Origin of the sequence: Pantoea sp. EEL5 (assembly GCF_049892805.1) — a bacterium.
In the GTDB taxonomy this organism is placed as follows: domain Bacteria; phylum Pseudomonadota; class Gammaproteobacteria; order Enterobacterales; family Enterobacteriaceae; genus Pantoea; species Pantoea ananatis.
Genome location: NZ_JBNDNJ010000003.1, coordinates 223,667 through 245,501, shown reverse-complemented (window position 1 = coordinate 245,501; position 21,835 = coordinate 223,667). Strand labels below are relative to the sequence as shown.

Here is a 21,835-nt window from a genome sequence, read left to right as displayed (position 1 = left end):
TTCAATATTTTTAACTGGTTTATATTGAGGGAATGTTCTTAAGATAGAAATAATGATATACCCGGATGTAATAAGATGAAAAAGATTGGTATTGGTAGCGATGTGGTTTTTTATCCTGGGAAAAGGGAAATTATTAGTCATGATCAGACGGTGAAGTTGCACTCATCGGCCTCCTATTGTTTTGAATTGCTGATCGCGCGCCAGGGCGAAATTGTCGATCATGAAGCATTTTATCAATATGCCTGGCGCCGGTTCGGTATGGAAGTCAGTGCCAATGCCTTATATCAAAGTATTTCCCTGATCAGAAAAGCGCTGCTGGCATGCGATATCCGCCAGGACGTGATCAGAACAATTCCGCGTCGCGGCTTTATGCTTTCAAACGCAATCCTCATTGAGGAATCGACGACTGCGCCTGAAAAGCGTATTTCTGATGAGGAAGCAGTGGCTGGTAAATGTGCCCAGGAAGAAGAACAGCGCATTCCGCTCTCACCTTCGGCCAGTGAAGATGAGGTTTTGCCAAATACGACGCAGCCCGTTATTCAGGATGATGAGAATATTTCAGAAAACCTCATTAATGACATGCCGCATTCTGAACCAAAATCAAAAAAACCGATCGGCGATCCTGAATCTGCTATATTAACACTCAGAAAAAGCGCAAATCGCTATGCGATTTCCCCCCGTCATCTGTTTGTGACAGGGCTGACGGGGTTGACGATACTGATTTGTGGTTTTGCCATCATGGTCTTTTCACTTTACCGCCAGGAAATGGATTTTGTTAAACGCTTTGATATGAATGGATGCGAAATATATGGCAATGAAAAAGCGGATAACAGTCTGGTGGCACGAGTCGCTGTCGATATTAAAGTCGGTTGTACGGAGCGACGAAAAATTTTTATTACAGCGTTCACCAATGGTGAAAGAATTTCAGTTTTACAGTGTAAAAATACCCTTTCACTTTTCGGCTCCCCGGACTGTGTTTCGTATTATTATATAAGGAGTCAGTGGTGAAGTTAACCTTTCTGTTAGCTGTAATCGTGATGACAGCAGCAGGCATTGTCGTATTTATGTTTCGACAGGATTCTGTCCATTGTATAGCAAACATTAATTACATCAGAGGCGGTGAGACATTTTCAGTGATCGCCTCTCACGATATGCGAAACGGTCAGGGTATTATTGCGATTACGGGCCGACTCACCGATAGCGCGCATAAGGTTATCAGCCTGAGTAAAATTATCCGTTTTACTTATCAGCGCGAGGGTGATCTGTATCTTGCGCGATCAACATTAATAGAACCCTCACCGGATAATCAAATGTCTTTAGAGGAGCAACAAAAGTGGCTGCCGGCATTTTTCATTACCGTCGGGGCGACATTTCCGTTTGTCATTAAAAGGATAGGCCTGCAGACGTGGGTATTCTATTCTGGGCCGGTACCGCTTTACCTTTGCGAAAAGTGATGTCGTCAATGTGGCGTTCGCTGTCGTCGCGCGCACGGCCTGGCCTGTTGTTATCTTATGAAATGTCTCTCTTTAGCAACACAGGGTTAACATTATCATATTGAATTTAAATATATTTTTTGTTTTCTAAAGCCTTCTTCACATAAGGTCAGAACACTTCACACACAGTTTCTCTCCCATGCCCCTTATGATTCTCGCCGCCAATGAGCATGTTTATTAATCAGAATCACAAGAGGGAACCAATGAAAGCCAGGTCTTTATCACTCGGCATGACAATTGCCTTATGCGGTGCAAGTTTTATTTCTTTTAATGCTTTTTCCGCATCACAAAATACCATTCGCTTTCAGGGCGAGGTCAATGCACAAACCTGTAACGTTAATGTCAATGATGCAACCGGTAGCCCGATTATTCTGCTGCCAACGGTTTCCACTACCGCGCTGAGTACGGCAAAATCAACCGCCGGAAAAACGCCTTTTACCATTAACTTAACCGGTTGTGTTGCACCGGCATCAGGATCAACGCAGGCAATTAATATCAATCTGGTCGGCAACAATATTTCATCGACTGGTGATTTACTGAATACCGGAACAGCGAAAAACGTGGCACTGCGTTTGCTGGATAGTAGTGATAAAGCGATCGATTTATCTGGCGGTGCGGCGACGGTCAGCGGCATGACGCTGGCGAGCGGAAGTACCAGTGCATCACAAAATTTTTCGGTCGAATATTACAGCGACTCTGGAAGCGCTGGTGCAGGTACAGTTTTGAGTAGCGTCCAATATTCTGTCAGCTATCCATAACTATCAGGCCCTCTTTATTTAAGAGGGCAGGAGAAACCTGTGTTTAAATCTAGCGTTATTTTGTTGCTGATGCTGTCAGCCACTCTGTGTCAGGCGAGTGTGGTACTAAACGGCACCCGGATAATTATTGATGGTTCGAAAAATGAAAAGACCATCCAGTTTACTAACGCAGGCGATCAGCCTGCGCTTATTCAAATTCAGGCAGTGAATCCTGATGCAAATTCAACGCCGCCCTTTGTGGCGCTGCCGCAAATTTTTCGTATAGCACCGGTCGCCGGTCAAACGGTGAAAGTCAACGTCACTGAAAAAAATTTGCCGCAGGACAGAGAGTCGCTGTTTTATCTGGACTACACGGAGCTCCCCTCTGTTAAAAAGGGCGATGAAGATAAAAATAAACTTTATCTGATTATCAAGAACAGGGTGAAAGTCATCGTTCGTCCCGGGGATCTCGATTTCTCTGTGGATAAAGTCAGACAGGCACTTTCCTGGCGTATCCAGGGGCACACAATCCTCCTTAAAAATGCGTCTCCCTTTTACGCCAATATTCGCTCGTTTGTCCTGGTAAAAGGTAATCACACGCTTCCCTGGGACGATGCCGTCACGCTGGCACCTTTTAGTGAACAGCGCATTACGCTGAAAAGCCATTCACCCCTCTCTGGATATGCGCTTAATGCCGTCCTGATTAATGATTTTGGCGCCGACGAAAAAATCAACGTAAACGAAAAATAGCAGAAATGAATAAAGCCACATTATTGTTATTCTTCGCTTCAAGCCTGATTGCAGCCTGGGCAAGTCAGGCGGCTGATGCGCAAAATGACTATACGTTTGATCCTGCTTTAATCCGTGAAATGATGCCGGGACAGGTTGCGATGCCCGTTGATTCACAGGATGCCTGGTTTCAGCCTGGCCGTTACGATGTCGATCTTTACCTCAATGGTAAGTTCCAGCAATCCACGGCTCTGCAAATCGTGCGCGCCGAGGGGCCGCTCTCCGTGTGTCTTACCTCGCCGTTTTATCGGGCGTTTGGCGTCAAAACCCCTTATCTGTCAGCCCTGAAGGCGGAAGACTGCGCACGGCCTGAGGCATTTTTGCCCGGCGCGACCGTCAACGTGAATACGGCAAGCTTACGCGTGGATGTGACCATTCCTCAGGCGATGCTGGTCCAGCGGCCCGTAGGCTATATCGCGCCCGAAAACCTGACGGCGGGCGATACCATGGCTTTCGTGAATTACAACCTTAACCAGTTTTATTCCGATTATAAAAATGCGCAGCGTTTTGAATCCACCTATCTGGGCATTAACAGTGGTATGAACGTCGGGATGTGGCGTTTCCGTCAGCAGGGGAATTTCACCCATGACGAGTTCGGCAATCGCTGGCAAAGCGCCCGGGCCTGGGTGCAACGTGCGCTGCCCACTTTACGAAGTGAGGCGGGGATAGGGGAACTTTTCAGTAACGGTGACTTATTTACTGCTGTCAGTTTTAACGGCGTCAGTCTGGACTCTGACGATCGTATGCTGCCGGATTCTGTTCGGGGTTATGCCCCGGTGGTGCGCGGCGTGGCAAACAGTAATGCACGGGTAACAATCTGGCAGGGCAAGCAGCGGATATACCAGACAACCGTGCCGCCGGGTCCGTATATCATCAATGACCTGAGTCCGGTGAGCTATGGCGGCGATCTCAGCGTTGAGGTTCAGGAGTCTGACGGCAGCCTTCATCGATTTAGCGTGCCTTATGCGGTGTTACCGCAGTCGCTGCGTCCTGGCCGGACGGACTACAACTTTGCTGCCGGTAAAGTCAGGGATTACAGTAAATACAACGCCTTTACCGAATTAACCGTTAAGCACGGACTGACCAACGCCATCACCCTTAATGGCGGCGTACGGCTGGGCCAACGCTATCATGCTTTGCTGGCCGGCGGCGTCTGGGCCTCTGACATCGGCGCAGTGGGATTTAACAGCGCGTATTCTGAAGCCGATCTGAACGGCGGTGAGTCGACCCAGGGATGGCGTTACGCACTGAGTTACAGTCGAACCTTTCAGCCTACCAATACCACACTGACCTTTGCCGGATACCAGTATTCCACTCAGGGTTACCGGGACCTTAACGACGTGATTGCACTGAATAATGCAGAAACGCCTGGCCGCAACCTTATCAACAGCGAATATATGCAGCGTAACCGCCTGCAAATGACCCTTAATCAAACGCTGGGGCAGTGGGGCAATGTCTATCTCTCTGGCTCGAAGCAAAATTACTATGATGGACGCTCCCGGACGACGCAGTTTCAGGTCGGCTATGGCACGGTGCTGCCCAAAAATATCGCGCTGAATATTTCGCTCTCCCGCCAGTATTCGCGCAGAGCCTACTCAACCGATCCGCGCATGGCGGTGATGGCCCAGCATGCAGACGATACCTTTTATAAAGATACCCAGTTGCAGGTCAGCCTCTCTGTGCCGTTGGGCTCGGACGCCACCTCACCCTATCTGGCTCTGGGCGGCACGCGGGGAAGCCAGAACGGCAGTAACTACAACGCGTCGCTCAGCGGACTGAGCGGCGAGAGCGGCACCAGCTATAGCGTGAATGTGAATCGCGATCAGCAGCAACGTGATACGACGTTAAGTGGCAGCCTGGGCAAAAAGTTTTCAGAAGCCAGCGTGACCGGTACCGCATCGACCTCTTCGCGGTTTAACCAGATGTCCGTTAACGCGATGGGCGCAGCAGTGATCCACAGCGGCGGCGTGACGCTGGGCAATTATCTCGGCGACACCTTCGCCCTTGTCGAAGCGAAAGGCGCCAGGAACGCCCACGTTCTCAACAGCCAGGGTACCGAGATCGACCGCTTCGGCTATGCCCTGGTGCCGTCGCTTAACCCCTATCACTACAACCGGATTTCGTTGGGAGCCGGCGGCAGCGATAGCCATGTTGAGATACAGGACAGCGAGAAAATCGTCGCGCCCTATGCCGGTGCGATGGTGAAGGTGTCGTTCAGAACCTTACGCGGTTATCCGCTCATGTTAAAGACCCGCACCAATCGCGATAACACGGTGCCGATGGGCGCAGATCTGCTGGACGAGTCGGGCAATCGGGTGGGGACATTTGGTCAGGGCGGCAATGCCTGGTTGCGGGTGGCTAAAACTCAGGGGCAACTGAAGGCCGTCTGGGGAGAGGGCGCACAGTCAACCTGTTTAATTGATTACCGCATCCCGAAACCCAAGCCCGACGCGGTGATCACCTACGCGGATGCCGTCTGTCGTTTTAGAATCTGAGGTATAAATGATGAAGCGCATTTTAGCGGTAATAACAGTATTTTTTTGGACGGTGTGGCTCCCGGCTCACGCGACCTGCACGCGTATACAGCCGGTCGATCAAGGCTGTGATGCCTGTGGTGCGCCCCTGAATTTCGGCAATATCGGGTTAATGAATCTTCGCTATCAGCCCGCCGGCACCGTGCTGGCCCGTTCGGTGTTTCGGGTGGTGCCGTCTGTGGCTAACAATAATCCCGATCGCGTGTTGTACGAGTGTGACCTTGCTGATAAAGACCAACTGTTTGAAGTCTTCGCCACCAACGGTGACAGCAACGTTGGCGGTGCCTGGGACATGGGGAACAACTATTTCCAGACCTATTTTCCTTTTACCGCATTAAAGCTGGTTCACGTGCGCAGTGGTAAGCCTTTTACCCGTATCTGGCAAAAAGTGCCGCTCACGCAGTATGAGATAGACGGGAACAAAATCAAGATCAGGGGGCGCGATTTCAGCCCCATCAGCGCGGAGCTCATTCGTACCGACAGCAACAACCGCACGCCCGGTTACGCGTCATGGGGCTGCCCCTGGGCGGCAGCCGATAATTATACCGGCGCATACAGTTGTAATCAGCCCAATGGCTATGTGGTGTTTATGGGGCCGGGAATGAATGTGCCCGAAGCGGGTCAGGACAGCTGGAACCATTTTGAAACCTGGGGTTCCGGACGTTACATGGCCTTTGGGATGAATACCGCGCCGGTCGCCACCCTGACGCAAAATATGACCCAGGGCTGCCGGGTGGAAAATTATACCGCAAACGTCATTTTCCCTGGCATCAGCATCAACGGGCTTAATGAAGGCCAGGCCGTGACAGCGCCGCTCAGCATTACCCTGGCCTGTGCAAACGGGACCGAGAACATCTCGGGTATTAACTCAGGCCAGCTCTCTCTGGGCTTCCAGCCAAGTTACGCGGCTTGGCTGCAGGCCGAGCAACTGAGTTTGACGACGGGAGACGGGCTTTCGCGCTACCTGGTGTCCGATCGCTATGACAGCGATCCTTCACTGGCAAAAGGCGTCGGCATTCAGTTACAGACGTCCAGTGGTCAGCCTGTCTCCTTTTTGAGCTGGAGCAGCTTCAGCAGTAATGCGGGCTGGCGGCCGGTACTGGAGGATGCGCAGGTCATCAGCGGTGGCCAGCAGAGTGACGAAAAGCTGTACCAGCGTACGTTCAGTGCCCGTCTTGCAAAGATTCCCGGTCAAACAGTGACGGCGGGCCGTGTTGATGCGACCGCATCCATCCTTATTCGGCTGCAATAACATGAAAACGTTTTTTTGGTTAGTTATGTCTGTCGCGATTCATGCCCATGCCGCAGTGATTCCACAGCAAAGCCGGCTCATCTTTCATCCTGGCGAGGTACAAATTCCGTTGCTGTTGGTCAACAGTGGTGACGCGCCTGTACTGATCCAGACCTGGATAGACGGCGGTTCACCGGAACGATCACCCGGCAGTAAAGCCTTTCCCTTTGTTGCGCTTCCCGGCGTTTTTACGCTGAATAAAGATGAAAAAAAGCAGATTGCGGTTCTGCGCACCGAGCTGGCCGCACAGCTGCCAAAGGATCGGGAATCCCTGTACTGGCTCAATCTTTACGAGATCAGCGCAGTGAAAAAAAGCACGCTACGGGCGGGCAACGACAAGATCAGCATGGCGCTGAACACTCAGCTTAAAGTGATTAACCGGCCGTTCACGGACATTACGCCCTTTGCGGCACGGGTAAACGCGGTCACCTTTCAGGTAAGAAAAAAGCAGGGACAGTTTTTTATTCAGGCCATGAATCATAGCCGTTACTTTTTTACGCCGGGAAAAATGACGGTGACGGCAGGGGGGAAACGTTATCCCGTTTATCTGGACGGGGATAAAACGCTGGCACCTTTCACCCATAAAGCGTATCCCCTCATGGGTGATGCGCCGCCTTTAGCCACAGGTGAGGGCAGCCTTAACTTTACCGCGCTGGACGATCAGGGGAATCCTCAGGTTTTCACGGCAACGTTGAGCCAGGCTTCGGCTTCCCCGTAAAATAACCGTACGCGGGTGCCCCTATTGTCTGGCACCCGCGAGTGATCAGTAAACCATGACAACCTTGCCGCGCATATGGCCTTCCAGCACGCGCTGGTGAGCGGTCTCAAGCGTTTCCACACTCAGGCCATGAAGCGTTTCGTTGAGTGTACTTTGCAGCTTGCCTTCGTCCAGCAGGCTGGCGACGGTATTGAGGATTTCACCCTGCTGCGCCATGTCTGGCGTGTTGTACATGCTGCGCGTATACATGAACTCAAAATGCAGTGCGGCGCTTTTTAACTTCAGTTGATCCATCGACAGCGGATGTTCATTCTCGACGATGGTGCAGATATGGCCCTGAGGGGCGATGAGCTGGCTCATGGTTTCCCAATGGCCGTCGGTGTCGTTAAGGCAGAAAATATAATCGACCTGTTTGATACCGTGCTTTTCCAGCTCCCCAACCATGTCTTTGTAGTTAATGACAAGGTCTGCCCCGCGATCGCGGCACCACTGGGCGGAATCTTCCCGTGAGGCGGTGGCAATCACTTTGGCTTTGCTGCGCATTTTTGCCAGCGGAATGGCCAGCGAACCGACGCCGCCAGCGCCGCCCACGACAAGCAGTGTTTGATCTTCACGTGCGGCGGCCATATCCAGCCGTTCAAACAGGCCTTCCCATGCGGTCAGCGCCGTCAGGGGAATAGCGGCAGAAGCCGCCCAGTCGAGGGTTTTCGGTTTGTGGCCGGTGATGCGTGAATCGACCAACTGCTCCGTACTGTTGCTGCCCGGGCGGGTAATATCGCCCGCGTAGTAAACCTCATCGCCTGGCTTAAAGCCGCTGACTTTGCTGCCGGTTTCCAGTACCACACCGCTGGCATCCCAGCCAAGAATACGCGGCACCTGTAAACCATTTTTGATCGCCCCTTTGTGGACTTTGGTATCCACCGGGTTGACCGAGGCGGCTTTCACCTGGACGCGCAGGTCATATTCGCCAGGCGTGAGGGTTTCTGGAAAAATTTCGACGAAGTTTTTTGGGTTTTCGGGATCGACGGCAATCGCGCGAACAGACATGGTTTATCTCCTGTAGTGTTTTCTCAAGTGTAGAACCCTGAGGCGATACTGATAAGATGGACAATCGTTATTAGCGTGTTCGTCTGAGGTGAACAATGGCGTTTCGTCAGTGGCAGGATATGGCGCTGTTTGCGTTAGTGGCAGAGTGTGGCAGTTTTACCGCCGCGGCAGAACGGGCGGGCTTACCCAAATCCAGCGTCAGTCAGCGCATCAGCCAGCTTGAACAGCGGCTGGGCATTCGCCTGTTAAACCGCACCACGCGCCAGTTAAACCTGACGTTTGCGGGCGAACGCTACCTGCTGCATTGCCAGGAGATGATGCAGGCCAGCGAACGTGCTGAGCAGGCTATTGCCAGTCTGCGGGAAAATCCCAGCGGTCGCCTGCGCATTACCAGCCCGGCGGGTATTGGCGCAACCTTACTGGCCCGCTGCAACGCCGCGTTTTTACGGCGCTATCCGGATGTGACGCTGGATATTTCCATTTCGGATGATATCCGCGATCTGGTGCAGGACGGTTTTGATCTGGCCTTGCGCACCGGCCAGCCGCAGGAGTCGTCTCTGATTGGTCGGCGCGTTGGCTACTGCCAGCGCTCGCTGGTGGCCGCGCAAGCCTATCTCGATCAGCATCCTCCGGTGACCCATCCTCAGCAGTTGGCCGCGCACCGTTGCATTGCGCACCGGGCCTGGAACGAGTGGGTGCTAAAACGGCACGATCAGTATCACCGTTGGCTGCTCCCGCCTGCACACCTCACCGACAATTTACTGTACGCACGCGAATCGGCGTTAGGCACTGCCGGTATTACGCTTCTGCCGCGCTTTTTAATCGACGGAGAGATGCATGATGCGCGCCTGGTGCAGGTCTTGCCGGAATGGGAAATGGAGGGGAATGAACTGTGGCTGGTGTATCCCAGCCGAAAACTGAACTCACCTGCGCTGATGAAGTACATTGAATTTGCGTTGCAGTCGCCAGTGTTTCGCGAATTCTACCACTGAAGAAAAGAGAAGGGCGGCATCGCTGCCGCCCCTGTGTTACTTAATAATACGCTTGTACTTAATACGCTTCGGCTCCAGCGCATCCGCGCCCAGCGTGCGTTTCTTGTACTCTTCGTATTCGGTAAAGTTACCTTCGAAGAACTCGATCTTGCCTTCATCCTGGTAATCCAGAATGTGGGTCGCGATACGGTCAAGGAACCAACGGTCATGCGAGATCACCATGGCGCAGCCAGGGAACTCAAGCAGGGCGTTTTCCAGCGCGCGCAGGGTTTCAATGTCCAGGTCGTTGGTTGGCTCATCGAGCAGCAGCATGTTGCCGCCAACCTGCAGCAGTTTTGCCAGATGCAGACGACCACGCTCACCACCGGACAGCTCGCCGACACGTTTGCCCTGATCCACGCCTTTAAAGTTAAAGCGTCCGACATAGGCACGGCTTGGCATTTCAGTGTTGCCGATGCGCATAATGTCCTGACCGCCGGAGACTTCTTCCCATACGGTTTTGGCATTATCCATGCTGTCACGGAACTGATCGACAGAAGCCAGCTTCACGGTTTCACCCAGCACAATCTCGCCGGAGTCCGGCTGTTCCTGACCGGACATCATGCGGAACAGCGTTGATTTACCGGCGCCGTTCGGGCCGATGATGCCGACGATGGCGCCTTTCGGTACGGAGAACGACAGGCCGTCAATCAGGACGCGGTCACCGTAGGATTTACGCAGGTTGCTGACTTCCAGCACTTTGTCACCCAGGCGGGCACCCGGCGGAATAAACAGCTCGTTGGTTTCGTTACGTTTCTGGTAGTCGGTGTTGTTCAGTTCTTCAAAGCGAGCCAGACGGGCTTTGCCTTTAGACTGCTGGCCTTTTGGCCCTTTACGTACCCACTCCAGCTCTTTCTCGATGGATTTACGACGTGCGGCTTCGGAAGAGGCTTCCTGTGCCAGACGGGCATCTTTCTGCTCCAGCCATGAGGAGTAGTTACCTTCCCACGGAATACCTTCGCCGCGGTCCAGTTCCAGAATCCAGCCAGCAACGTTATCCAGGAAGTAGCGGTCGTGCGTAATCGCTACCACGGTCCCTTCGAAGTCGTGCAGGAAGCGCTCCAGCCAGGCGACAGATTCGGCATCCAGGTGGTTCGTCGGTTCGTCCAGCAGCAGCATGTCGGGCTTTTCCAACAGCAGGCGGCACAGCGCGACACGGCGACGTTCACCACCAGACAGGTTTGCGACTTTTGCGTCCCAGTCCGGCAGGCGCAGGGCATCGGCGGCGCGTTCCAGCTGCGTGTTCAGGTTATGGCCATCATGTGCCTGAATGATCTCTTCCAGACGTCCCTGCTCGGCAGCCAGCTTATCGAAATCCGCATCTTCTTCAGCGTATAAGGCATAAACCTCATCAAGACGTTTCAGCGCACCGACCACTTCGGACAGGGCTTCTTCAACGGACTCGCGCACGGTGTGCTCAAGGTTAAGCTGCGGTTCCTGTGGCAGGTAGCCGATTTTAATACCGGGCTGTGGGCGAGCTTCACCTTCGATATCTTTATCAATACCGGCCATGATGCGCAGCAGCGTAGATTTACCCGCACCGTTCAGGCCGAGTACGCCAATTTTCGCGCCGGGGAAAAAGCTAAGGGAGATGTTCTTGAGAATATGTCGCTTGGGCGGAACTACTTTGCCGACGCGATGCATGCTATAGACGAATTGAGCCACGTTGTATTGAGCCTCTGGGTCTGTTTGTCGTTTGGATGATGTCGAAGTTTAGCCTTTTTCGCCGCCTATTCACAGCCGATGGGCCGGGATAATTCCGCGCAGTCGCGCAGTCGGGCGTAACTGTTTGATTTGTGTCCGCTGTCAGACGGAGCAGCAAACGGCCGCCTTAGCGCAGCGCGTCTGCTGTCCGCGACGAGAATTTAGCAACAGCCTGTTGCCGCCGCGTGACAGAAAAGCGTCAGGGAAGGCGGACGGGAATGTGCTGTTGGGTTAACCACTCACGCAGGGCGGGTTCGGGCGCGCTGTCGCTGACCAGTAAATCAAAGCGGGCGAGCTCGCCAATGCGCGCGGGCAGCACTTTGCCATATTTGCTGCTGTCGGCAACCAAAATACGTTGGCGGGCGCGCAGCATGGCATGGTGTTTCATCGGCAGCTCGTTGAGGTTGTAGCAGGTCGCTCCCTGATCCCGATCTACGCCAGCCGCAGAGATAAACGCCAGGCTGGGACACAGGTCATCCAGAATGGAATGGCCGCCGACGGGCGTGAATAAGGCATTGTCTGCATGAAATTCCCCGCCGCTCAGGATCACGTTGCAGGCGGGTTTTTCTTTCAGCGCCAGAAAGGTATTCATGGCACAGCAGATGGCGGTAAAGGGCAGCTCATCCGGAATCGCATCCACGACATAGGGCAGGGTGGTGCCGCAGTCGAAAAACACCGTGTCGTTTTCACTAATCAGGCTGGCTGCTGCCTGAGCGAGCCGCTGCTTGCGGGCCGCATTTTGGCCATGTTGATCGGAGATGAAATAGTGTCCGGCGTGGTTTCGGGGATCGCTCACAATATAACCGCCCAACAATACCACGCTCGATGTCGGTTCACTTAAGTCCCGACGCACGGTCATTTCGGAGACGTCCAGCAGCTGTGCGGCATCTTTCAGATGTAATTTATCGGTGCGCTTAAGTGCCAGAGCCAGTTTGCGAATGCGTTCGTCGCGGCGGGTTTCCATTGTCATTTCTGAACCTGTATTCCTTGAAGAAGACGTCATACGTCAGTGCCTGTCACATTGTTATCGCGCAATTAAATTTACCTGAAATCGCCGTGGTTTTATTGAGGCTGTGACAAATTTCAAAAAATATAAGGTGTTGCGTGCTCACCGGGTAAGATTTTTCATCTTACCCGCAATGTTATTACCCCGCAAACCTGCACTAAAGCTAAGAATAACGCGCCGTTCAGATAGCTTGCTTTGTTATAATAGTAACATCTTGAGGGCGAGAAATCCGATATATCGCGGAATCTTGTCACGTTAAATGTGAAATTTATCACATATTAAACGCCGTTGAATTGATAGTGTTATTTTTATAACATTTTAGCTGTTCATTACCGGGGGAAAAATGGATATCGCCGTTATTGGTTCAAACATGGTGGATTTAATCACCTATACCAACAGCTTTCCTAAAGCTGGAGAGACGCTTGAGGCACCCGATTTTGCGATTGGCTGTGGGGGAAAAGGGGCCAATCAGGCTGTGGCGGCAGCAAAACTGGGTGGCGAGGTGATGCTGGTCAGTAAAGTCGGCGATGACCTGTTTGCGCCCACCACGTTGGCTAATTTGCAACAGCAGGGCGTGGATACGCGTTATGTCACAACCGAAAAAGGGGTTTCCAGCGGCGTGGCCCCCATTTTTGTTGATGATCAGTCGCAAAACCGCATTTTAATTATCAAAGGCGCGAATCAGCACCTCAAGCCGGCGGATATTGATGCTGCGGGTGATGCGTTGAAACGCTGTCGGTTGATCATTCTTCAGCTCGAAATTCCGCTGGAAACGGTTTACTACGCTATCGATTTTGCCCGTCAGCATGATATTCGCGTCATCCTCAACCCTGCGCCCGCCGTGGCAGACCTGGATATCCGCTATGCCTGCCAGTGCGACTTTTTTATGCCCAATGAGACGGAGCTGGAAATTCTTACCGGGATGCCGGTGGGGACGGATGATGACGTCAGGCTGGCCGGTGCATCCTTGCTGAAACGTGGCCTGAAAAACCTGATCGTTACGCTGGGCAGTCGCGGATCGTTGTGGATGACCGGAGAGACACAGCACCAGGTTGCGCCTGTGCCGGTTAAGGCAGTGGATACCAGCGGTGCGGGTGATGCGTTTATCGGCTGCTTCGCTCATGAACTGGTGAAAACGGGCGATATTCCTGCGGCGATGGCCAAAGCCTCCGCCTACGCGGCCTGTAGCGTGACGGCGCGCGGCACACAACGTTCTTATCCTGATACAGCGGAATTTCAGCGCTTTCTTGACCTTCAGTGAGGTACAGCCATGCACCAGAACATTGTTCAGCAAAATGACGGTTATCTAAATAAGACTCCGCTGTTCCAGTTCATTCTGCTTTCCTGCCTGTTCCCCTTGTGGGGCTGTGCGGCAAGCCTGAATGACATTCTGATTACGCAGTTTAAAAGCGTTTTCGCCCTGAGCGATTTTGCCAGCGCCCTGGTGCAGAGCGCCTTTTACGGCGGCTATTTTCTGATTGCGATTCCTGCCTCGCTGGTGATCCGTAAAACCGGTTACAAGCTGGCTATATTAGCCGGTCTGGCGTTGTACATCCTGGGCTGCCTGCTGTTTTATCCCGCCTCGCATATGGCAACCTACACCATGTTTCTGGCGGCGATTTTTGCCATTGCCATTGGGTTAAGCTTTCTGGAGACGGCGGCGAACACCTACAGCTCAATGATCGGACAGCGTCAGCATGCCACGCTGCGTCTTAACATCAGTCAGACGTTTTATCCGGTGGGGGCGCTGATGGGCATTGTGCTGGGAAAATATCTGGTGTTTCAGGATGGAGAAAGCCTGGAAACGCAAATGGCAAACATGACGGCGGCGCAGGCGCATGCTTTCCGCCTGTCCATGCTGGAACATACCCTGGAACCCTATAAATATCTGGTGATGGTGCTGGTGGTTGTCATGCTGCTGTTTATGTTCACCCGCTATCCACGCTGCAAGCCGCAAAGCAACGAAAAATCGCTGCCAACGCTGGGGGAAACCTTTCGCTATCTGGCTAAAAATCGCCATTTTAAACGCGGTATTCTGGCGCAGTTTTTGTACGTCGGTATGCAGGTGGCGGTGTGGTCCTTTACCATCCGTCTGGCGCTTACGTTGGGAGCTGCCAATGAGCGCGAGGCATCCAGCTTTATGATTTACAGCTTTATCTGTTTCTTTATTGGCAAGTTTGTCGCCAACATTTTAATGACGCGTTTCCGGCCAGAGAAAGTGCTTATCGCCTTTTCACTCCTTGGCATCGCAACGCTGGGCTACGTGATGCTGGTGCCCAATTTCACAGCAGTCTACGCCGCGGTGTTTGTCAGCGTGCTGTTTGGCCCGTGCTGGGCGACGATCTATGCCGGGACGCTCGCGACCGTTGACAGTAAATACACCGAAGTCGCGGGAGCATTTATTGTGATGTCCATTGTGGGTGCGGCCTTTGTGCCCGCGCTGCAGGGCTTTGTTTCCGATCACCTGGGATCGATGCAGCTGGCATTCGGCGTATCGCTGCTGTGTTTCGCATGGGTTGGGTTCTATTTTTGGGGCGAGCTGCGCCACAAAAAGCAGCCTCGCCTTAGCGGAAACCTGGCGGAGGAGGGGCGATGAAAACCCGTTTACCGCTTTGTCGCGAACAGTTCACCTACACGCCTTGCCTGCTGCTGGAGAGCGAGGACTTCAGCGTCGAGCTGTTTCGTTATCCTGCGGGCATTGAAGCCATTCGCATTCACAACCGACGGGGCACGGTAATTGTGTTGCCGTTTCTGGGCCAGATGGTGTGGGACGTGAATTTTGACGGCCGCGCATTAACCATGGGACATCGCTTTAAACAGCCGCTGCCGGGTGATTCGATTATCGATACCTATGGCTGCTTTGCCTTTCACTCTGGCCTGCTGGCGAATGGCTGCCCTGCAGCGGAAGACACGCACGCGCTGCACGGCGAAATGGCCTGCGCACGCATGGATACAGCATGGATTGTGCTGGAGGGCGACAGACTTTCGGTGGAGGGCGAAACCGAATACATCAAGGGGTTTGGTCACCACTATCGGGCGGCTCCGGCGGTAAGATTAGGGGCCAGTCAGGCACGACTGGTGCTGGAGATGAGCGTCACCAACCTGGCTGGCGCGCCGATGCCGTTGCAGTACATGTGCCACATCAACAGCGCGTGGGTGGCGCAGGGGCAGTTCAGGCAGACGATACCGGATGAGGCATTTCAGCTGCGCCGCTCCCTACCGGCACATGTGCGGCCCACGCCGCAATGGACCGCTTTTACCGCTTCCCTTGCCAGCGATCCCGCAGCTTTACGCCGGTTGGATCAACCCGAGATGTACGATCCAGAGATTGTCTTCTTTGCCGATCATCTGGCGCAGTACGGTGAGAACGTTCAGTTTGAACTCCATTCTCCGGACGGTTACGCCCTGATGACCCGCTTTTCTACTGCGCAGTTCCCACATGCCACGCGCTGGATACTGCATAACGCGGATCAACAGGTTGCTGCCCATGTGCTGCCTGCCACCTGCCGTCCCGAAGGCTTTGCTGCGGCAACGCGCGCCGGAACGTTAATCGTGCTGATGCCCGGCGAGCAGCGCCATTTTCAGGTCGAAACCGGTCTGCTGTAAAACCCGTAAGGCGACGCTTCAGGGTCGCAACCTTACCGGGTGAAACAGGCTGTTGTTACCGCATCGTCTTTTTCCCCAGGGATTCCGGGAGCGTCATGCGCCCCGGATAATCCCTGTGGCGAAACGCGCTGGATAAGCCTGTCGGTATCTTCGTTCGCGCTGGCTTCTTACTGAAGCCAGCCTCTTCAGACCGGATAAACACACCGATATGCCGCGTCATATCAGAACCCCGCCGTCACGCCTCCTGTTTTTTGCCCGGCTGAGAGCCCTTCTTCTTTTGTTTTCGCACCGATGGAGGTGATTTTCGCCATCTCTTCCTCTTCCAGCGCCGAATATAAGCTGTTTTATGTGATCAAGATCACATAAAAAGACATTAGCCACCTTTATGAGAATGCTTACCCTTTTAAAAGTTGAATGATAATGATTATTATTAATGTTGTCATTATCGTTAAAAAGCGCATATTTAATGCAAATTAACCACATAAAATGTAGTTTTTAATGATTTTTTTAAACATAAATTCTTAATTTTCTTGATCTCATGGGTTAGCCAGCTCGGCTAAAGGTTACTGAATCTGAACTGACTCGCGCGGTCTGGCGCATGCTGCTGCCCTGTTTTCACGGTGGCCGGGCGGCCTACGTCTTTAACAAAGGAACAGGATATGGTGTTACGTAAGCAAAATCTGTCGGTGCCTCGCCGACATCTGCCTGATGAGGTCCTGACTGCTCAGGACTTTATCTTTAACGACGCGCAAATCCCTGCGTGGCATCAGCAAACGCAAGAGGCGCTGGCGCTGATCTCCAGCACCGTTCAGCGCGTTGAAAAGCCCTTCAGCGGTATTCTGCCCCACGAGCTGGCTCCGGCTTTCAGCGCTGTCGATCTTGACCAGCCGCTGGGAAATAACGAGGCCGCGCTGGAAGAGCTGCGGACGCTTTATCTGCGCGATGCCGTCTGGTTCCACCATCCCAAATACGTGGCGCACCTTAACTGCCCGGTTGTACTGCCGTCTCTGCTGGCCGAGCAGATCATGGCGGCAGTCAACAGCTCCGTGGATACGTGGGACCAGAGTGCGGGCGGAACGCTGATAGAACAGAAGGTGATTGACTGGACGCTGGGCCGCATCGGTCTGCCTGCGAGCGCAGACGGCATCTTTACCAGCGGCGGGACGCAGTCGAACCTGATGGCGATGCTGCTGGCGCGCGACAGCTGGTGCGCCGCACATCATCCGGGCCACCTGATCAAACATCAGGGCCTGCCTGCCGATGCGGCAAAATGGCGCGTGTTGACCTCCAGACTGAGCCACTTCAGCATCCAGAAATCGATGGCCATTCTCGGCCTGGGCTACGATGCGGTCATCCCGGTAGCGTATGACGACCATTACCGCATGGACAGCGTGCAGCTTGAGCAGGAGATTCAGCGCTGTCATGAGCAGGGCCTGATCCCCATCGCCGTCGTTGCCACCAGCGGCACCACCGATTTCGGCAGTATCGATCCGCTGGAAAGCATCGCGAAACTTTGTCAGCAGCACGGCATCTGGATGCACGTCGACGCGGCATACGGCTGCGGCCTCCTGGTTTCCGAACAGCATCGCCAGCGCCTCAACGGCATTGAAAAAGCCGACTCGGTGACGGTGGATTACCACAAGTCATTCTTCCAGACCGTAAGCTGTGGCGCGTTCTTTGTGCGCGAGAAACAGCACCTTAGCCATGTGACGCACCATGCTGATTACCTCAATCCGCTTAGCGCCCAGCAGGAAGGGACGCCAAACCTGGTCAATAAAAGTATTCAGACCACGCGTCGGTTTGACGCGCTGAAAATGTGGCTGACCTTACGCATTATGGGGCCGTCTGCACTGGGTGAGGCATTAGATACCATTCTGACGCTGACTCAGGCAACCCATCAGCGGCTGAACGCCCATCCGGCGATTGAGGTTCTGCATGCGCCTGAACTGACCACCCAAATCTTCCGCTTCGTGCCACGCCCTGGCATGAATCCCGCACAGCTGGACGCCATCAACGCCGGTATCCGCAAGGCGCTGTTCCGATCCGGTAATGCGGTGATTGCCGGGACCAAAGTGGAGGGGCGGCAGTACCTGAAATTTACCCTGCTGAATCCCACCACCTCGGTGGCTGACATTGAAGATGTGATCGCCCTGATTGCCCATTACGGTCGAGAACAGGCGCGTGACGTGACATTACCCGTGGCTAACCAGTGAGAACGGTGCAATGAACAACCAGGTGTATGACTTTATCGGTATTGGTATCGGTCCTTTTAATCTCAGCCTGGCCTGCCTGAGCGAACCGGTTGAGGGGCTGAAGGGGATTTTTCTGGATCAAAATTCGGGATTCGACTGGCACACCGGCATGATGCTGGAGAGTGCGCATCTGCAAACGCCCTTTATGGCTGACCTGGTGACGCTGGCCGATCCCACCAATCCCTATAGCCTGCTCAATTATATGAAACAGAAAGGGAAAATTTATTCGTTTTACATTCGCGAAGACTTCTTCCTGATGCGTAAAGAGTACAACCAGTACTGTCAGTGGGCCTGTTCACAGCTGAGTAATTTACGCTGGAACACGCGCGTAGACTATGTAAGCTACGACGATGCCCGACAGTGTTACTGCGTTCGCTCGGTGGATACGCTCACGGGTCAGCAGCAAGAGTGGCTGGCCCGTAAGCTGGTGTTGGGCACCGGACCCACCGCCTGGGTGCCGGCGTGCAGCCGACCGCACCAGTCGCGTTTCACCCATTCCAGCCAGTATCTGGCAGACAAAGCGGAATTGCAGAAAAAAAGCACCCTCACCGTGCTGGGAAGCGGGCAGAGCGCTGCAGAGATCTATTACGATCTCCTGACGGACATCGATCGGTTTGGCTATCAGCTGAACTGGATCACCCGCGCGCCGCGTTTTTATCCGCTGGAATACACCAAACTGACCCTGGAGATGACCTCGCCAGAATGGGTCGACTACTTCCACGCGCTGCCGGGGGAGAAGCGCGATGCGCTGAACGCGCGCCACAAAAATCTCTACAAAGGCATTAACAGCACGTTAATCAACGACATCTACGACCTGATGTACGTCAAGCAACTGGATGGCGCGCTAGACGTTAACCTGTTCACCCATTCTGAACTTACCGGTATGCGCTGGTTGCCAGGCGGTGAATGTGAACTCGCGCTGCATCATCAGGAACAGGATTGTGCTTACACGCGTCGTACTCAGGGCCTGGTCATGGCAACGGGTTATCAGTATCGCCCGCCGATGTTTATCGAAGGCATCAGCCAGCGTCTGCGCTGGGATGAGAAGGGCCGTTACGACGTCCAGCGCAATTACAGTATCGACCTGCACAACCAGGTCTTCGTCCAGAACGCGGAGCTGCATACGCATGGTTTTGTGACGCCGGATCTTGGCATGGCCTGCTATCGCAACTCGGTGCTCCTGCGTGAACTCACCGGGCGGGAAGTTTATCCCGTTGAGCGTCAAATCGCCTTCCAGACTTTCCCGGCCCAAACGGAACACTAATATGTCACAGTCCACACTTTTCACTGCGGCCCGTCCAGCGGGTCAGTTTACTCTTCGTCCCCTGCTGCCCGCTGATGTGAGGCTTATTCACCGCTGGGTCACGCGCGACTACGCCCGCTTCTGGGGAATGCAGGATCACGCGCCAGAGCAGGTCGCCGAATTCTATCAACAGCTGACGGCAAAAGATCCCCATGCGGCGTTAATCGGCTGCTGCGATGGCGAACCGGCGTTTCTTATCGAATGTTATCGTGCCAGTGAGGATGAGGTCGGCAGGCATTATCCCGCCCAGCCAGACGACTACGGCATGCATATTCTGATCGCGCCCGCGGTGACACCGGTCAGCCAGTTTAGCTGGCAGGTGTTCAGCACGGTCATGGACTACATGTTCAGCCGCCCCGAGGTTAACCGCGTGGTGGTCGAGCCGGACGTGCGCAATGACAAAATTCATCGCCTGAATAAACGTGCGGGTTTTCGCTATCAGCACACCATTGATATGGGACATAAAACGGCCTGGTTGGCTTTCTGCCAGCGCGATGATTATCAGCAGGCCCTACTGCAGGATTCACTTATGAATAACACCACACCGCTGTTGAACGGTTCACACCTCACCGGACATGACTGGCTGCAGGCCAACCGTTTACTGATTCGCAAAGCCATTGCCGAATTTGCGCACGAGAAGCTGATCACCCCTGTTGATGTCGGCAGTGGCCGTTACCAGCTGGCCGTGCCGAATGGCGAATCAGAATATGTTTTTTCCGCACAACGGCTGGCGCTTGACCACTGGGAAATCGATGTGGCTTCCCTGCAAAAACAGGAAAACGGCCACCGTTTACCGCTGGATGCGCTGCAGTTTATTGAAGAGTTCAATGCCCAAATCGGCATCCCTCAGGCGCTGTTGGCGACCTATATGGAAGAGATTAGCAGCACGTTGTGCAGTAGCGTGTTTAAACTGCAGAAGAACAATCCAGACAGCCAGGCGCTGGTGAAGGCGGACTTCCAGACCCTGGAGTCGTCGATGACGGAAGGGCATCCCTGCTTTGTCGCCAATAACGGCCGTATTGGTTTTGATGCACGCGATTATCTCGCTTATGCGCCTGAGGCGGCGACGCCGGTGAGATTGATCTGGGTCGCCGTGCATCGACGTAATGCTCACTTCTCCAGCATCAGTGAGCTGAGCTATGCGCGGCTGTTGCAGGAGGAGTTAGGACAGGCTGCCCTCTACCAGTTCGCCGCTCAGCTGGCGAGCAAAGACGTCGTTGCCGAAGACTATATCCTGATGCCGGTCCATCCCTGGCAGTGGCAGAATAAACTGCTGACGGTGTTTGCTGCGGATATTGCTAACCAGGACATTATTTATCTCGGAATCGGTGAGGACCACTATCAGGCTCAACAGTCGATTCGCACCTTCTTTAACCGCAGCCAGCCGCAGAAACGCTATGTGAAAACGGCGCTGTCGGTGCTGAACATGGGCTTTATGCGCGGTCTTTCGCCTTACTATATGGCGACCACGCCCGCGATTAACGAATGGCTGGAAACGCTGGTGGCAAACGATAGCTGGCTCCAGCGCTGTGATTTCCGCATCCTGCGTGAAGTGGCCGCAGTGGGCTATCACAACCGACATTACGAACGCGCGATCAAAGGCGACTCTGCCTACAAGAAAATGTTTGCGGCCCTGTGGCGTGATAATCCGGTCACTGACCTGCAGCCTGGCCAGCGTTTAATGACCATGGCGGCGTTTCTGCATGTCGATCATCAGCAGCAGCCGTTATTACCGGCGCTGATCGCCGATTCGGGGCTGCCAGCGGAACAGTGGATTGACCGTTACCTGAACTGCTATCTCAGCCCGCTGCTGCATTGCTTTTATCAACACGATCTGGTGTTTATGCCTCACGGTGAGAATCTTATTCTGCTGCTGGAAAACAATGTGCCGGTCAGCGCCTACATGAAGGACATCGGCGAGGAGATTGCGGTGATGAATCCGGATGCGGTTCTGCCTGAAAAGGTGCAGCGGCTGGCGGTGGACGTGCCTGAACATCTGAAGCTGCTGTCGATTTTTACCGATGTCTTCGACTGCATTTTCCGCTTTATCAGCGCGATTTTGCATCAGTCTGATACCTTGTCGGAAACCCAGTTCTGGCAGCGGGTGGCGCAGTGCGTCAAGGACTATCAGCAGGCCCATCCGCAGCTTGCCAGTAAGTTCGCCCGCTACGATATGTTTGCGCCCGAATTCACCCGCTCTTGCCTGAATCGCCTGCAACTGGCGAACAATCAGCAGATGATTAACCTGTCCGATCCTGCAGAAAACCTCAAGTTTGCCGGTACGCTGGAGAATCCCATCGCCAAATGGCGGTAACGGGATAATG

The 21,835-nt window shown here is 53.8% G+C and carries 17 protein-coding genes; 14 read left to right on the top strand and 3 right to left on the bottom strand.

Annotated elements, in window-relative coordinates; translation table 11 throughout:
* Window positions 1-75: 75 nt before the first annotated feature.
* The 7 genes from ACPXSQ_RS15340 to ACPXSQ_RS15310 all read left to right on the top strand — a co-directional run bounded on the left by ACPXSQ_RS15340 (window position 76) and on the right by ACPXSQ_RS15310 (window position 7,562).
* Window positions 76-1,008: a winged helix-turn-helix domain-containing protein gene (locus ACPXSQ_RS15340; protein WP_029570984.1), complete on the top strand. Its 933-nt coding sequence runs from the start codon at window positions 76-78 to the stop codon at window positions 1,006-1,008.
* Window positions 1,005-1,454 (top strand): hypothetical protein, encoded by a 450-nt coding sequence (locus ACPXSQ_RS15335; protein ID WP_029570985.1) that lies wholly within the window; start codon window positions 1,005-1,007, stop codon window positions 1,452-1,454. Before ACPXSQ_RS15340 ends, ACPXSQ_RS15335 begins: the two co-directional genes overlap by 4 nt.
* A gap of 209 nt (window positions 1,455-1,663) precedes the next feature.
* The gene (locus tag ACPXSQ_RS15330) at window positions 1,664-2,251 is read left to right on the top strand and encodes a fimbrial protein (protein ID WP_231963267.1); all 588 of its coding nucleotides are present in this window, start codon (window positions 1,664-1,666) and stop codon (window positions 2,249-2,251) included.
* Between the two features lie 39 nt (window positions 2,252-2,290).
* Window positions 2,291-2,980, top strand: a complete 690-nt coding sequence (locus ACPXSQ_RS15325; protein ID WP_019106382.1) for a fimbrial biogenesis chaperone — start codon at window positions 2,291-2,293, stop codon at window positions 2,978-2,980.
* A 5-nt stretch (window positions 2,981-2,985) separates the two neighbouring features.
* Window positions 2,986-5,514 (top strand): fimbria/pilus outer membrane usher protein, encoded by a 2,529-nt coding sequence (locus ACPXSQ_RS15320; RefSeq protein ID WP_033776867.1) that lies wholly within the window; start codon window positions 2,986-2,988, stop codon window positions 5,512-5,514.
* Window positions 5,515-5,521: 7 nt separating this feature from the next.
* A complete protein-coding gene (locus tag ACPXSQ_RS15315) occupies window positions 5,522-6,805 on the top strand; it encodes a fimbrial protein (protein WP_029570987.1) in 1,284 nt (427 codons plus the stop codon).
* Window position 6,806: 1 nt separating this feature from the next.
* Entirely contained in the window at window positions 6,807-7,562 is a 756-nt protein-coding gene (locus tag ACPXSQ_RS15310; RefSeq protein WP_029570988.1) for a fimbrial biogenesis chaperone, read from the top strand.
* A gap of 45 nt (window positions 7,563-7,607) precedes the next feature.
* On the opposite strand, the gene ACPXSQ_RS15305 is transcribed toward ACPXSQ_RS15310, so the two are convergent.
* The gene (locus ACPXSQ_RS15305; protein ID WP_014606636.1) at window positions 7,608-8,609 is read right to left on the bottom strand and encodes a zinc-binding alcohol dehydrogenase family protein; all 1,002 of its coding nucleotides are present in this window, start codon (window positions 8,607-8,609) and stop codon (window positions 7,608-7,610) included.
* A 95-nt stretch (window positions 8,610-8,704) separates the two neighbouring features.
* Here ACPXSQ_RS15305 and ACPXSQ_RS15300 point away from each other — a divergent pair, with 95 nt between their 5' ends.
* Window positions 8,705-9,601: a LysR family transcriptional regulator gene (locus tag ACPXSQ_RS15300; protein ID WP_029570989.1), complete on the top strand. Its 897-nt coding sequence runs from the start codon at window positions 8,705-8,707 to the stop codon at window positions 9,599-9,601.
* 36 nt (window positions 9,602-9,637) lie between these two features.
* On the opposite strand, the gene ettA is transcribed toward ACPXSQ_RS15300, so the two are convergent.
* Together ettA and deoR are read right to left on the bottom strand one after the other, a co-directional pair.
* On the bottom strand, window positions 9,638-11,305 hold the full coding sequence (gene ettA / locus ACPXSQ_RS15295) for an energy-dependent translational throttle protein EttA (protein WP_013024525.1): 1,668 nt from the start codon (window positions 11,303-11,305) through the stop codon (window positions 9,638-9,640).
* A gap of 238 nt (window positions 11,306-11,543) precedes the next feature.
* Window positions 11,544-12,308 carry a DNA-binding transcriptional repressor DeoR gene (gene deoR / locus ACPXSQ_RS15290; protein WP_024472311.1) on the bottom strand — a complete coding sequence of 255 codons (765 nt, stop codon included), beginning with the start codon at window positions 12,306-12,308 and terminating at the stop codon, window positions 11,544-11,546.
* A 385-nt stretch (window positions 12,309-12,693) separates the two neighbouring features.
* On the opposite strand from deoR, the gene rbsK reads away from it, so the two are divergent.
* The 6 genes from rbsK (at window position 12,694) to ACPXSQ_RS15260 (ending at window position 21,825) form a co-directional block, all read left to right on the top strand.
* Window positions 12,694-13,611 carry a ribokinase gene (gene rbsK, locus ACPXSQ_RS15285; RefSeq protein WP_013024527.1) on the top strand — a complete coding sequence of 306 codons (918 nt, stop codon included), beginning with the start codon at window positions 12,694-12,696 and terminating at the stop codon, window positions 13,609-13,611.
* A gap of 9 nt (window positions 13,612-13,620) precedes the next feature.
* Window positions 13,621-14,946: an L-fucose:H+ symporter permease gene (fucP, locus tag ACPXSQ_RS15280; RefSeq protein WP_426144131.1), complete on the top strand. Its 1,326-nt coding sequence runs from the start codon at window positions 13,621-13,623 to the stop codon at window positions 14,944-14,946.
* Window positions 14,943-15,956, top strand: a complete 1,014-nt coding sequence (locus ACPXSQ_RS15275; RefSeq protein ID WP_029570990.1) for an aldose 1-epimerase family protein — start codon at window positions 14,943-14,945, stop codon at window positions 15,954-15,956. Before fucP ends, ACPXSQ_RS15275 begins: the two co-directional genes overlap by 4 nt.
* A gap of 659 nt (window positions 15,957-16,615) precedes the next feature.
* Window positions 16,616-18,169, top strand: coding sequence for a pyridoxal phosphate-dependent decarboxylase family protein (locus ACPXSQ_RS15270; protein WP_019106388.1), 1,554 nt, complete (start codon window positions 16,616-16,618; stop codon window positions 18,167-18,169).
* A 10-nt stretch (window positions 18,170-18,179) separates the two neighbouring features.
* Complete coding sequence (locus ACPXSQ_RS15265) at window positions 18,180-19,472, top strand: lysine N(6)-hydroxylase/L-ornithine N(5)-oxygenase family protein (protein ID WP_019106389.1); 1,293 nt, start codon at window positions 18,180-18,182, stop codon at window positions 19,470-19,472.
* Between the two features lies 1 nt (window position 19,473).
* Window positions 19,474-21,825, top strand: coding sequence for a GNAT family N-acetyltransferase (locus ACPXSQ_RS15260; RefSeq protein ID WP_426144130.1), 2,352 nt, complete (start codon window positions 19,474-19,476; stop codon window positions 21,823-21,825).
* The last annotated feature ends 10 nt before the right edge of the window (window positions 21,826-21,835 follow it).

What these genes read in the sequence shown, in the direction of transcription:
- ACPXSQ_RS15320 (WP_033776867.1), top strand. Translation starts at nt 2,986, where the DNA reads ATGAATAAAGCCACATTATTGTTATTCTTCGCTTCAAGCCTGATTGCA.
- ACPXSQ_RS15270 (WP_019106388.1), top strand. Translation starts at nt 16,616, where the DNA reads ATGGTGTTACGTAAGCAAAATCTGTCGGTGCCTCGCCGACATCTGCCT.
- ACPXSQ_RS15315 (WP_029570987.1), top strand. Translation starts at nt 5,522, where the DNA reads ATGATGAAGCGCATTTTAGCGGTAATAACAGTATTTTTTTGGACGGTG.
- deoR (WP_024472311.1), bottom strand. Translation starts at nt 12,308, where the DNA reads ATGGAAACCCGCCGCGACGAACGCATTCGCAAACTGGCTCTGGCACTT.
- rbsK (WP_013024527.1), top strand. Translation starts at nt 12,694, where the DNA reads ATGGATATCGCCGTTATTGGTTCAAACATGGTGGATTTAATCACCTAT.
- fucP (WP_426144131.1), top strand. Translation starts at nt 13,621, where the DNA reads ATGCACCAGAACATTGTTCAGCAAAATGACGGTTATCTAAATAAGACT.
- ACPXSQ_RS15305 (WP_014606636.1), bottom strand. Translation starts at nt 8,609, where the DNA reads ATGTCTGTTCGCGCGATTGCCGTCGATCCCGAAAACCCAAAAAACTTC.
- ACPXSQ_RS15340 (WP_029570984.1), top strand. Translation starts at nt 76, where the DNA reads ATGAAAAAGATTGGTATTGGTAGCGATGTGGTTTTTTATCCTGGGAAA.
- ACPXSQ_RS15300 (WP_029570989.1), top strand. Translation starts at nt 8,705, where the DNA reads ATGGCGTTTCGTCAGTGGCAGGATATGGCGCTGTTTGCGTTAGTGGCA.
- ACPXSQ_RS15310 (WP_029570988.1), top strand. Translation starts at nt 6,807, where the DNA reads ATGAAAACGTTTTTTTGGTTAGTTATGTCTGTCGCGATTCATGCCCAT.
- ACPXSQ_RS15330 (WP_231963267.1), top strand. Translation starts at nt 1,664, where the DNA reads ATGTTTATTAATCAGAATCACAAGAGGGAACCAATGAAAGCCAGGTCT.
- ACPXSQ_RS15265 (WP_019106389.1), top strand. Translation starts at nt 18,180, where the DNA reads ATGAACAACCAGGTGTATGACTTTATCGGTATTGGTATCGGTCCTTTT.
- ACPXSQ_RS15275 (WP_029570990.1), top strand. Translation starts at nt 14,943, where the DNA reads ATGAAAACCCGTTTACCGCTTTGTCGCGAACAGTTCACCTACACGCCT.
- ACPXSQ_RS15260 (WP_426144130.1), top strand. Translation starts at nt 19,474, where the DNA reads ATGTCACAGTCCACACTTTTCACTGCGGCCCGTCCAGCGGGTCAGTTT.